General features: G+C 74.4%; 7 protein-coding genes. 4 read left to right on the top strand and 3 right to left on the bottom strand.

Going from position 1 to position 12,229, the window contains the following annotated elements; all coding sequences use genetic code 11:
* Positions 1-144: 144 nt before the first annotated feature.
* Positions 145-1,323: a CaiB/BaiF CoA transferase family protein gene (locus AC6EH9_RS11395; RefSeq protein ID WP_498423197.1), complete on the bottom strand. Its 1,179-nt coding sequence runs from the start codon at positions 1,321-1,323 to the stop codon at positions 145-147.
* A gap of 115 nt (positions 1,324-1,438) precedes the next feature.
* Between AC6EH9_RS11395 and AC6EH9_RS11390 the strand changes: the two genes are divergently transcribed.
* Together AC6EH9_RS11390 and AC6EH9_RS11385 are read left to right on the top strand one after the other, a co-directional pair.
* Entirely contained in the window at positions 1,439-4,768 is a 3,330-nt protein-coding gene (locus AC6EH9_RS11390; protein ID WP_498423195.1) for an ATP-dependent helicase, read from the top strand.
* Entirely contained in the window at positions 4,765-8,064 is a 3,300-nt protein-coding gene (locus AC6EH9_RS11385; RefSeq protein ID WP_498423194.1) for an ATP-dependent helicase, read from the top strand. Before AC6EH9_RS11390 ends, AC6EH9_RS11385 begins: the two co-directional genes overlap by 4 nt.
* On the opposite strand, the gene deoD is transcribed toward AC6EH9_RS11385, so the two are convergent.
* Positions 8,061-8,777, bottom strand: a complete 717-nt coding sequence (deoD, locus tag AC6EH9_RS11380) for a purine-nucleoside phosphorylase (RefSeq protein ID WP_498423192.1) — start codon at positions 8,775-8,777, stop codon at positions 8,061-8,063. The genes AC6EH9_RS11385 and deoD overlap by 4 nt on opposite strands.
* Positions 8,778-8,847: 70 nt before the next feature.
* On the opposite strand from deoD, the gene nudC reads away from it, so the two are divergent.
* On the top strand, positions 8,848-9,801 hold the full coding sequence (gene nudC / locus AC6EH9_RS11375) for an NAD(+) diphosphatase (RefSeq protein WP_498423190.1): 954 nt from the start codon (positions 8,848-8,850) through the stop codon (positions 9,799-9,801).
* A gap of 28 nt (positions 9,802-9,829) precedes the next feature.
* Here the strand turns inward: nudC and AC6EH9_RS11370 are convergent, their stop codons facing one another.
* The gene (locus tag AC6EH9_RS11370; protein WP_498423188.1) at positions 9,830-10,078 is read right to left on the bottom strand and encodes a mycoredoxin; all 249 of its coding nucleotides are present in this window, start codon (positions 10,076-10,078) and stop codon (positions 9,830-9,832) included.
* Positions 10,079-10,151: 73 nt separating this feature from the next.
* Here AC6EH9_RS11370 and AC6EH9_RS11365 point away from each other — a divergent pair, with 73 nt between their 5' ends.
* On the top strand, positions 10,152-12,215 hold the full coding sequence (locus AC6EH9_RS11365; protein ID WP_498423187.1) for a UvrD-helicase domain-containing protein: 2,064 nt from the start codon (positions 10,152-10,154) through the stop codon (positions 12,213-12,215).
* The last annotated feature ends 14 nt before the right edge of the window (positions 12,216-12,229 follow it).

Below are 12,229 nucleotides of genomic sequence, written 5' to 3'. Positions count from 1 at the left end.
CTCATTCCTGCGCGTCGGCCCCGGGTGGGCCGTGTCACACGCATCCTGCACCCGGCCACCCCCGGCGGTCGATCAAATCCCATGCACGTAACAAATGTTCACAACCGGAGTCGGGCCCCGCCCCGCCCCCGCCCCGGGGCGGGCTCACCCCTCGTCGGCCTCCAGCCACTGCCGCACGGAGTCGTTGTGCTGGCCCAGCGTCGGGGGCGCCACGTGGGTGGGGCGTCCGCCCGAGTAGGGGTTGTCGTCGAAGCGGATCGGCGAGCCGGGCAGCTCCAGGTGACCCTGGGTGGCGTGCTCCACCTCGAGCACCAGGCCCTGGGAGCGGGTCTGCTCCCACGAGTAGACGTCGTCGAGCGAGCGCACCTTGCCCGCCGGGATGCCGGCCTGCGCCAGCTGCTCCAGCCAGTCCTCGGCGGGGGCGGAGGCGAAGAGCTCCTCGATCAGCGCGGTGAGCGCGTCGCGGTTGGCCACCCGGTCGGGGTTCGTGGCGAACCTCGGGTCGTCGGCGTCGAGGCCGAACGCGTCGGCGAACGAGCGCCACAGGCCCTCGGAGCCGCAGGCGATCTGGACGGGCGCGGTCGCGGTGGCGAACATGCCGTACGGCGAGATCGAGGGGTGGTGGCCGCCGGCCAGGCCGGGCACCTCCTTGGCCACCGTCCAGCGCGTGCCCTGGAACGCGTGCACCCCGACCATGCCGGCCAGCAGCGAGGTGCGCACGACCCGGCCGCGGCCGGTGCGGGTGCGCTCGTGGATCGCGGCCAGCACGCCGTACGCGCCGTTCATCCCGGCCAGCAGGTCGGCGATCGGCACGCCCACCTTGGTCGGCTGCTCGGTGCCGGTCAGCGACATCAGGCCGCCCTCGCCCTGGGCGATCTGGTCGTAGCCGGCGCGCTTGGCCTCGGGGCCGTCGTGGCCGAAGCCGGTGATGGAGAGGACCACCAGGCCGGGGTTGAGCTCGTGCAGCCGCTCCACGGAGAAGCCGAGGCGGTCCAGCACGCCGGTGCGGAAGTTCTCCATCAGCACGTCGGCACGCGCGACCAGGCGGGCCAGCACGTCCTTGTCGGCCTCGCTCTTCAGGTTGAGGGTGATCGACTCCTTGTTGCGGTTGGCCGAGAGGAAGTACGTCGACTCCCGCTCGCCCTCCTCGCCGATGAACGGCGGCCCCCAGGAGCGGGTGTCGTCGCCGGTGGGGGACTCGATCTTGATCACCCGGGCACCCATGTCGCCGAGCATCATCGCGGCGTGCGGTCCCGCGAGGGCGCGGGTGAGGTCGAGCACGACCAGGTCGGACAGGGGGCCCACGGGCGAGACGTCAGTCATGTCTGCACCGTAGAGGGGCCCGGAGGTCGCGACTATGGCAGGGATTGCCAACGAAACGCCGCCCCGAAGATCAACCTGTTCCGCCACTGTCGGCGCCGGATGATGGACTGTCGCCATGAGCCCGAGCCAGCCCCCGCGGTCCTCCGCGACGCGCGTTTCCGCCGACGGCGCCGCCCGCGCGTCGTACCGGCTGGTCAGCGGCGCGCACGGCCCCGTGCGCCCGCCGACGCTCGACGAGCACCAGCAGCGGGTGGTCGACCACGAGGGTGGTCCGCTGCTCGTGCTCGCCGGTCCGGGCACCGGGAAGACCACGACGCTGGTGGAGGCGATCGTGGACCGCGTCGAGACGCGGGGCGCGTCCCCGGACTCGGTGCTGGCGCTCACCTTCTCCCGCAAGGCCGCCGAGCAGCTGCGCGACCGGGTCACCGCCCGGCTGGGGCGCACCACCGCGACCACGATGAGCTCGACGTTCCACTCCTTCGCCTACGGGCTGATCCGGGCCTACGCGCCCGCCGAGCTCTACGAGGCGCCGCTGCGGCTGCTCTCGGCCCCCGAGCAGGACGTGGTGCTGCAGAAGCTGCTCACCGACGCCCCCGACTCGGTGCGCTGGCCCGAGTCGCTGCGCCGCGCCGTGGGCACCCGCGGGTTCGCCAAGGAGGTCCAGGGCGTGCTGGCCCGGGCCCGCGAGAAGGGCCTCGACGGCACCGCGCTCACCAAGCTGGGCCACGAGGCGGACCTGCCCGAGTACGTCGCCGCCGGGCTCTTCCTCGACCAGTACCTCGAGGTCCTGGACTGGCAGGGCGCGATCGACTACGCCGACCTGATCCGGCGCGCGGTGATCGAGGCCGAGGACCACCGCGAGGAGCTGCGCGCCCGCTTCCGCCACGTGTTCGTCGACGAGTACCAGGACACCGACCCCGGCCAGGTCGCGCTGCTGCGGGCGCTGGCCGGAGACGGGCGGGACCTGACCGTGGTCGGCGACCCCCACCAGTCGATCTACGGCTTCCGGGGAGCCGAGGTGCGCGGGATCCTGGAGTTCCCGACCGCGTTCGCCCGCCGCGACGGCAGGCCCGCCGACGTGGTCGCGCTGCGCACCACCCGCCGCTTCGGCCCCCGGCTGCTGCTCGCCTCGCAGCGCGTCGCGCGCAGGCTGAGCCTGAACGGCACCATCGACGAGGAGGCCCGGCGCGCCTTCCTCGAGCCGCGCGCCGTCGCCGGCCCGCTCGGAGAGGGCCGCGTCGAGGTGCTCACGTTCGACACCGAGCGGGCCGAGGCCGAGCACCTCGCCGACCTGCTGCGCCGCGCCCACCTCGAGGACGGCGTCGCCTGGTCCGACATGGCCGTGCTGGTCCGCTCCGGGCGGGTCAGCATCGCGCCGCTGCGCCGCTCCCTGGTCGCCGCCGGGGTGCCGGTCGAGGTCGCCGCCGATGACACGCCGCTGGTGCGCGAGCCCGCGGTCCAGCCGCTGCTCGACGCCCTCAACGCCGTGGTCAACCTGGACAACGACGACCCCGAGCACCCCGGCTACGTCGACGCGGTCCGGGCGGAGTCGCTGCTCGTCTCGCCGCTGGCCGGCCTGGACGCCACCGAGGTGCGCGCCCTGGCCCGTCTGCTGCGGGGGGTGGAGCGCGAGCGCGCCCGGGCCGAGGGGCGCTCGCCCCGCCCGTCCCCGGCGCTGGTGCGCGAGGCGGTGCTCGACCCCACCGCCCTGGAGCAGGCCCTGCTCGCGCAGCCGACGGCCAGGCCGGCCGGACGTCCTGGCCCCGCACAGCGCGCGCTGGCCCTGACCCGGCTGCTGCACGAGGCCCGCGCCTCCCTGGACGGCGGCTCGACGGCCGAGGAGGTGCTCTGGCAGCTCTGGGCCGGCACCTCCTGGCCCGCTCGGCTGCGCTCCTCGGCGGAGTCCGGGGGAGCGGCCGCCCGGATGGCGCACCGCGACCTCGACTCGGTCTGCGCCCTCTTCGAGACCGCGGCCCGCGCCGAGGAGCAGCGCGGGCACACCTCGGTCACCAACTTCCTCACCACGCTGGTGGCCCAGGAGATCCCCGCCGACACCCTGGCCGAGGAGGGGGTGCGCGGGGACGCCGTCCGGCTGCTCACCGCCCACCGCTCCAAGGGCCTGGAGTGGCGGCTGGTGGTCCTCGCGCACGTGCAGGAGGGCGCTTGGCCCGACCTGCGCCGGCGCGGCTCCCTGCTGCAGCCCGACCGGATCGGCGTCGACGGCATCGAGCCGCCGGTCTCCTCGCGCGAGGTGCTGATGGAGGAGCGCCGGCTGTTCTACGTCGCCAGCACCCGCGCCCGCCAGCGCCTGGTGGTCACCGCCGTCGCCTCCGCCGACGACGAGGGCGAGCAGCCCTCGCGCTTCCTCGAGGAGCTGGGGCTGCACACCCGCCACGTGCAGGGGCGCCCGGCGCGCCCGCTCTCCCTGGCCGGGCTCGTCGCCGAGCTGCGCCGTACCGTCGCCGACCCCGCGGAGCCCGAGGAGCTGCGGCAGGCGGCCGCGCGCCGGCTCGCCCGGCTCGCCGGCGAGACCGTCACCGGGCGCCCCGGGGATCGGCAGCTGGTGCCCCAGGCGGACCCGGCCTCCTGGTGGGGCACCCGGGCGGCCACCCTCGCCGACACCCCGATCCGCCCCGAGGACAAGCCGGTCACCCTCTCGGCGAGCGCGCTCACCTCGCTGCTGGCCTGCCCGGCACGCTGGTTCCTGGAGCGGGAGGCCGGCGGCACCGTCGCCTCGACCGCCTCCCAGGGCTTCGGCCTGGTCGTGCACGCCCTCGCCGAGCGGATCGCCAACGGCGAGCTCTCCGACGACCCGGCCGAGGTGGATGCGCTGATGGACCACGTCGACGCGGTCTGGGGACGGATCACCTTCCGCACGCCGTGGTCGCGCAGCCGCGAGCGCGAGGAGATCCGGGCGGCGCTGGCCCGCTTCTGCGCCTGGCACTCCCGCCCGGGCGCACGGACCCTGATCGGCACCGAGCAGAAGATCCAGGTCGAGGTGACCCTGCCCGGTGGCCAGAAGGTCGGCCTCTACGGCTTCGCCGACCGCATCGAGATCGATGACGACGGCCGCGTCGTGGTCGTCGACCTGAAGACCGGCAAGTACCCGCCCACCGGCGAGGAGGTCAAGGAGCACCCGCAGCTGGGGCTCTACCAGTACGCCGTGGCGCATGGCGCCGTCGACGAGCTGCTGCAGCGACCCGCAGAGCCCGGCGGCGCCGAGCTCGTCCACCTGCGCAAGGAGACCCGCGGGGCGGTCAAGACACAGGCCCAGCCGCCCCAGGAGCCCGGGCCCGACGGGATGCTGCCCATCGAGGGGCAGCTGCTCTCCGCGGTCGAGGCGATCCGCGCCGAACGCTTCCCGGCCCAGGCCGGCAAGCACTGCGACACCTGCCACTTCACAGCGATCTGCCCGATCAAGGGCGCCGGGACGGTGCTGTCATGAGCCATCTGTTCGAGATGCCCGCGACCTCGGGGGCCGCGCCCGACCCGGTCGAGCCGGTCACCATCGCCGGGCCCGCCGACCTGCGGCGGGTGATGAAGACGCCCTTCACGGTCAGCCCCCAGCAGTGGGCCGCGATCTCCGCGCCGCTGGAGCCCGCGGTGGTGATCGCCGGTGCCGGGTCGGGCAAGACCGCGCTGATGGCCGCGCGCGTGGTCTACCTGGTCGCCACCGGCCAGGTGAGCGCCGACCAGGTGCTCGGCCTGACGTTCACCACCAAGGCCGCCTCCGAGCTCCGCACCCGGGTCGGCGCCGCGCTCCAGGCCGCCGGCCACGGGCGAGGCCGCGGCGACGGCGACGAGGAGCTGCTCGAGCCGACGGTGGCCACCTACAACGCCTACGCCTCCGCGCTGCTCACCGAGCACGGCCTGCGGATCGGCCACGAGCCCGACACCCGGGTGATGGCCGACGCCTCGCGCTACCAGCTGGCCGCCCGGGCCATCGCCCGCCACACCGGGCGCGTCGAGCTGCTCAGCGACCACCCGCAGACGGTGGTCAACTACCTGCTGGCCCTCGAGGGCGCGATGAGCGAGCACCTCGTCGACGAGGCCGTGGTGCGCGACTTCGACCGGGTCCAGCAGGCCGCGTTCAGTGCGGCGCTGGAGGGCGCCCGCGCCAAGGCCGACATCCAGAAGGCGCTGCTGGCGCTGGGGCGGCGCGAGGAGCTGCTCGACCTGGTGCGCACCTACCGGCGGCTCAAGGGCCAGCTCGGGCTGATGGACTTCTCCGACCAGATCGCGCTGGCCGCCCGCCTCGCCGACGAGCACCCCGACGTCGGGCGCAGCGAGCGGGCGCGGTTCCGGGTGGTGCTGCTCGACGAGTACCAGGACACCTCGGTGGCCCAGGCGCTGATGCTCAGCCGGCTCTTCTCGGGCCCGAGCGCCACCGACGGGCGCGGCCACGCCGTGACCGCGGTCGGCGACCCCAACCAGGCGATCTACGGGTGGCGCGGCGCGTCGGTGTCCAACATCCTCGGCTTCGGGGAGGACTTCCCCAAGGCGGACGGCTCGGTGGAGGTCCCGACGTACCCGCTGACCGTCAACCGGCGCTCCGACCGGCGCATCCTCGAGGTGGCCAACCGGCTCGCCGGGCCCCTCTACCGGGAGTTCACGCAGGTGCGCCCGCTGGAGCCGGCCGAGGACGCCGACGCGGGGGCCGTGCGCGCGGTCGTGCACGAGACGTACGCCGAGGAGCTGGCCTGGCTGGCCGAGGAGGTGATCGCCACGCGCGGCGCGATGGCCGAGCCGTCGTGGCGCGAGATCGGGGTGCTGACCCGCGACAACGCGCACGCCGCCGACGTCTTCGACGCGCTGAGCGCCCGCGAGATCCCCGTCGAGATCGTCGGCCTGCAGGGGCTGCTGCGGCTGCCGGAGGTCGCCGAGATCGTCGCGGTGCTGACGCTGCTGCAGGACCTCACCGCCAACGCCGAGCTGCTCACCCTGCTGACCGGCCCGCGCTGGGCGATCGGACCGCGCGACCTGGCCCTGCTCGGCACCCGGGCCCGCCAGCTGGTGGTCGCCGCGGACTCCCCGCAGCGCCGGGCGCTGGCCGAGGAGCTCGCCGCCGCGGTCGAGGGGGCGGACCCCACCGAGGTCAGCTCGCTGTGCGACGCCCTGGACGACCCGGGCGACCTGCCCTACTCGCCCTCGGCCCGTGAGCGCTTCGCGCTGCTCTCCGCGGAGCTGCGCCAGCTGCGCGCGCACGCCGGGGAGCCTCTGCTCGACCTGGTGCGCCGCATCGTCGACACCACCGGCATCGACGTCGAGCTGGCCTCCTCGGTGAGCCCGGCGGCTCGGGCGCGCCGCGACAACCTGGACCTGTTCGTCAAGGCGGTGGCCGACTTCCAGGGGGTGGACGGCGACGTCAGCCTGGCGGCGCTGCTGGCCTACCTCACCGCCGAGGACGAGATGGGCACCGGGCTCGACATCGCCACCCCCACCGAGGCGGACTCGGTCAAGCTGCTCACCGTGCACCGGGCCAAGGGCCTGGAGTGGGACGCCGTCTTCTGCGTCGGGGTCTGCGAGGGGAAGTTCCCCAGCGAGCGCGCGCGGACCCAGTGGCCCACCGGCCCGGCCGTGCTGCCGTCCCCGCTGCGCGGCGACGCCCGCGACCTGCCGCAGCTGCGCGGCCACGAGAAGGCCGACCTGGACCAGCTCAAGGTCGACGCCCGCGCCCACGAGGCGCAGGAGGAGCTGAGGCTGGGCTACGTGGCGTTCACCCGGGCCCGCCACGTGCTGGTGGTCTCCTCCTACCTGTGGAACGAGTCGCGCAAGACGCCGCTGGGTCCCTCGCCCTACCAGCAGGTGGTCGTCGAGACGCTCGCCGACTGGGGTGAGCAGTCCGAGCGGTGGGCCGATCGCCCGGAGAAGGGGACCCCCAACCCGCTGCAGTCGGGGGTCGTCTCGGCGCCCTGGCCGGTGACCGAGCAGACGGCCGAGGCGCTGCGGCGCATCGACGCCGCCGAGGTCGTCCGCGCCGCGATGCGGGCAGAGGCCGACCCGGAGCCGGCCCAGGACCCCGAGCTCGACATGGTCCAGCAGGCGCGGGTGGGGGACTGGGACGCCGAGCTGGACCGGCTGGTCGCCGAGGCCCGGCGCGACCGCTCGCTGGCGATCGAGGTGCCGCTGCCCTCCAGCCTCTCCGCGACGGCGCTCACCAAGCTGCGCGAGGACCCCGAGAGCTTCGCCCGCGAGCTGGCCCGGCCGATGCCGCGCCAGCCCTCCCCGGCCGCTCGCTTCGGCACCCGGTTCCACGCCTGGGTGGAGGCCCGGTTCGGTCAGCAGGACCTCTTCGACCCCGAGGAGCTGCCCGGCCAGGGCGACAAGGGCATCGACAGCGAGAGCGACCTGGCCGAGCTGATCGCGACGTTCGAGGCCGGTCCGTTCGCCGAGCGGCGCCCGGTCGCCGTCGAGGCGCCGTTCGCGCTGGTGCTGGCCGGGCAGGTGGTGCGCGGCCGGATCGACGCGGTCTACGCCGAGCCCGGTGACGCCGGCACCGACGGGGACGAGGTGGCCGGGGGCTTCCTGGTCGTCGACTGGAAGACCAACCACACCGCCTCGGCCGACCCGCTGCAGCTGGCGATCTACCGCCAGGCGTGGGCGGAGCTCCAGGGTGTGCCGGTCGAGCGGGTGCGCGCGGCGTTCTACTACGTGCGCACCGGGCAGCTGGTCGAGCCGACGCCCGACGAGCTGCCCGACCGCGCGGCGCTGGAGGCGCTGGTCAGCCCCGGCAGTGGCTAGTCCTCGGCGAACGCCGCGGTCAGCGCCACCTCGACCATCGCGCCGAAGGTCTGCTCGCGCTCCAGCGACGTCGTCTCCTCGCCGGTGACGATGTGGTCGGAGACCGTGCAGATCGCCAGCGCCCGCCGGCCGAACTTCGCGGCCAGCGTGTAGAGCGCGCTGGCCTCCATCTCCACGGCGAGCACGCCGTACTCCGCCATCCGCGCGGTGAGCTCGGGGCGGGGGCTGTAGAAGGTGTCGCTGGAGAAGATCAGCCCGACGTGCACGCCGGTGCCGTCGGTGAGCGCGGTCGAGGCGTCGTACGCGGCGCGGGTCAGGCCGAAGTCCGCCACCGGGGCGTAGTCGAGGCCCTCGAAGCGGACCCGGTTCATCGAGGAGTCCGTGCAGGCGCCGGAGGCGATCACGAGGTCGCGGATGGCCACCTTCTCGGTGAGCGCGCCGCACGAGCCGACCCGGATCGCGGTCTGCACGTCGTACTCGGTGAAGAGCTCCTGGGCGTAGATCGCCATCGACGGCTGGCCCATCCCCGAGCCCTGGACCGAGACCGGGCGGCCGCGCCAGGTGCCGGTGTAGCCGGACATCCCGCGCACCGTGTTGTAGAGCCGAGCGTCGTCGAGGAAGGTCTCGGCGATCCAGGTGGCGCGCAGCGGGTCCCCGGGCATCAGCACGGTGGGGGCGATGGCGCCGGGAGCAGCGCCGATGTGGGTACTCATGGCGCTCACCCTAGGGCTGCGGCCGGCGAGCGGGCCCACGGGTGTGACCAGCGCCGCTAGCCTCGCTGATGTGACCCGCTCCGAGATCCCGGACCAGCCCCGCCCCACCGGCCGCCAGCTTCCGCACGTGGCGCTCTCGCAGTACGCCCACGACCGCCAGGGCGTGCTCCGCACCGACGACGAGTGGCTCGAGCAGGCCTGGCGCGCCGAGGACACTCGGGTGCTGGTGCTGTCCGGCGCGAGGCTCCGCCCGGTCGGCGGCCACATCGACTGGCAGCCCTCCGCGCAGGTGCCGGACGGCGTCCGGCTGCTGCTCGGCGAGCGCGACGGCTCGGCGCGCTTCGCGGTCATCGTCGAGCGCGACGCCGCGCCCGGCGAGGACAGCGACTGGCTGCCGCTGCGCCTGGTGCTGCAGGCGCTGGCCGACGCGGGAGGCGCCGACGCGCCCCTGGTCTTCCACGCCATCGGCCTCGCGGAGTGGCACCTGGCCACCCGGTACTGCTCGCGCTGCGGGGGCCGTCTGGTCTCCCAGCAGGCCGGGCACGTCCTGGTCTGCGCCGACTGCGCGCGCCAGCACTTCCCGCGCACCGACCCGGCGGTGATCATGCTGGTGCGCGCGGGGGAGCCGGGCAGCCCCGAGGAGCGCTGCCTGCTGGGGCGCGGTGCCGGCTGGCCGGAGGGGCGCTTCTCGACGCTGGCCGGGTTCGTCGAGCCGGGCGAGACCCTCGAGGACGCCGTACGGCGCGAGGTGCTCGAGGAGACCGGCGTGCGGGTCGGCGAGGTGAGCTACTTCGGCAGCCAGCCGTGGCCGCTGCCGGCCAGCCTGATGCTGGGCTTCGTGGCGACCGCCCTGACCACCGAGGTCGACGTGGACGGCTCGGAGGTCCTCGAGGCGCACTGGTTCACCCGGGAGGAGATGCGCGCCCGGGCGGAGGCCGGGACGCTGGTGCTGCCCGGCGGGGTCTCGATCTCGCGCTCGCTGATCGACGACTGGTACGGCGGGCGGCTCCCGGGCCACTGGTGACCCGGGAGCGGCGGCCGCGCCGGAGGGGTCAGGCCAGCGAGGCCAGCTTCTCCTTGACCTGGATGAGCGACGGGTTGGTCTGCGCGGTGCCGTCGGAGTAGACCAGCGTCGGCACGGTCTGGTTGCCGTTGTTGACCCGCTCGACGAGCTCGACGGCCTCCGGGTGCTGCTCGATGTCGACCATCTCGAAGGCGATGCCCTCGCGGTCGAGCTGGCTCTTGAGGCGGTGGCAGTAGCCGCACCAGGGCGTGCTGTACATCGTGAACGAACCGCTCATCTGGGGTGTCCCCTCCGGCGTCTAGGGTTGCTGGCATCCCCTCCAACGTCGACCCCGCAGGAGATGTTCCCCGATGCCGAGCCCCGACGAGCTGCTCGCGGCGCTCGACCCCGAGCAGCGCCGTGTCGCCGAGGCGCTGCGCGGCCCGGTCCGGGTGCTGGCCGGCGCCGGCACCGGCAAGACCCGCGCCATCACGCACCGCATCGCCTACGGCGTGGCCAGCGGCGTCTACGTGCCCACCGAGGTGCTGGCGGTCACGTTCACGACCCGCGCGGCCGGCGAGATGCGGGTGCGCCTGCGCGCCCTCGGCGCCGGCGGCGTCCAGGCCCGGACCTTCCACTCCGCCGCACTGCGCCAGCTGCGCTACTTCTGGCCGCGCGCCTACGGCTCCGAGCTGCCCGCGCTGGTGGAGTCCAAGCTGCCGCTGATGGCCAACGCCGCGCGCCGGCTGCGGCTGCCGGCCGACCAGGCGACGCTGCGCGACCTCGCCTCCGAGATCGAGTGGGCCAAGGTCAGCAACGTGCGCCCCGAGGAGTACCACCGCATCGCCGCCGCCCGGGGCCGCTCGGTCTCCGGGCACGACCACGAGACGGTCGGGCGGATCTTCGCCGGCTACGAGGACGTCAAGCGCAACCAGGGCCGGATGGACATGGAGGACGTGCTGCTGCTCAACGCGGCCATGCTCGCCGAGGACGAGCGGGTCGCCGCCCAGGTGCGGCGCCAGTACAAGTGGTTCGTGGTCGACGAGTTCCAGGACGTCTCACCGATCCAGTCCGCGCTGCTGGACCTGTGGCTGGGTGGACGCGACGAGCTCTGCGTCGTCGGCGACCCGGCCCAGACCATCTACTCCTTCGCCGGCGCCAACGCCGACTACCTGCGCGAGTTCCCCACCAAGCACCCGGGGACCACCTCGATCGAGCTGGTCCGCAACTACCGCTCGACGCCGGAGGTGGTGAGCGCGGCGAACACGCTGCTGGCCGGCACTCCCAGCAAGGGCGTCGACCTGCGCGCGCAGCGCCCCTCGGGGGCGGCGGTGAGCTACACCGGCTACAGCGACGAGGTCGCCGAGGCCGAGGCCACCGCCGCCCAGATCCTCACCCTGCGCCAGCGAGGCACGCCGCTGAGCGAGGTGGCCATCCTGTTCCGGATCAACGCCCAGTCCGAGTCGTTCGAGGAGGCCCTGGCCGCCCGCGGCATCCCGTACGTCGTGCGCGGCGCCGCGCGCTTCTTCGACCGGCCCGAGGTGCGCCAGGGGATCACCCTGCTGCGCGGCACCGCGCGCTCGGGCCAGGCCGGCGACGACGTCGTGGAGACGGTCCGGGCGACGTTCGCGGGGATGGGCTGGACCGCGGAGGCGCCCACCGCGCGCGGGCAGGCCCGGGACCGTTGGGAGTCGCTGCAGGCGCTGGTCGACCAGGCGGCGGAGTTCGTCCGCACCAGCGCCGGGAACGGGACTCCCGGCACCCTGGGCGAGTTCGTCGACGAGCTCGACCGGCGTGCCTCCGAGCAGCACGCACCGGTCGCCGAGGGCGTCACCCTGGCCACGCTGCACGCCGCCAAGGGCCTGGAGTGGGACGCGGTCTTCCTGTGCGGGATGCAGGAGGGCACCTTGCCCATCACCTACGCGGACACGCCCGCGGCGGTGGAGGAGGAGCGCCGGCTGCTCTACGTCGGGGTGACCCGAGCCCGGGTGGCCCTCTCCATCTCCTGGGCGCTGGCCCGCAACCCGGGCGGGCGGGGGAGCCGCAAGGCATCGCGCTTCCTCGACCGGGTGCTGCCCGCGGACGCCGCCGCCGGTGCGGACCCCACGAGGCGCCCGAGCCGTCCTCGTCGCGCGCCGCACTGCCGCGAGTGCAACCGGCCGCTGGACACCCCGGCCGAGAAGAAGATCGGCCGGTGCGAGGACTGCCCGGCCTCCTACGACGAGGAGCTCTTCGAGCGGCTGCGGACCTGGCGCGCGGACCGGGCCGCGGAGGAGAAGGTGCCCGCCTACGTCGTGTTCACCGACGCCACCTTGCAGCTCATCGCCGAGCACCGGCCGGGCGACGTGCGCCAGCTGCTCTCGATCAACGGCATCGGCCGCTCCAAGCTGGACAAGTACGGCGACGAGGTCCTCGAGGTGGTCCAGACCAGTTGAGGGGTCCGACGCGA

The organism is Nocardioides sp. Z21_20 (assembly GCF_059766585.1).
Note: the sequence above shows the minus strand (reverse complement) of the source record. Positions and strands in the feature narration are given on the sequence as shown.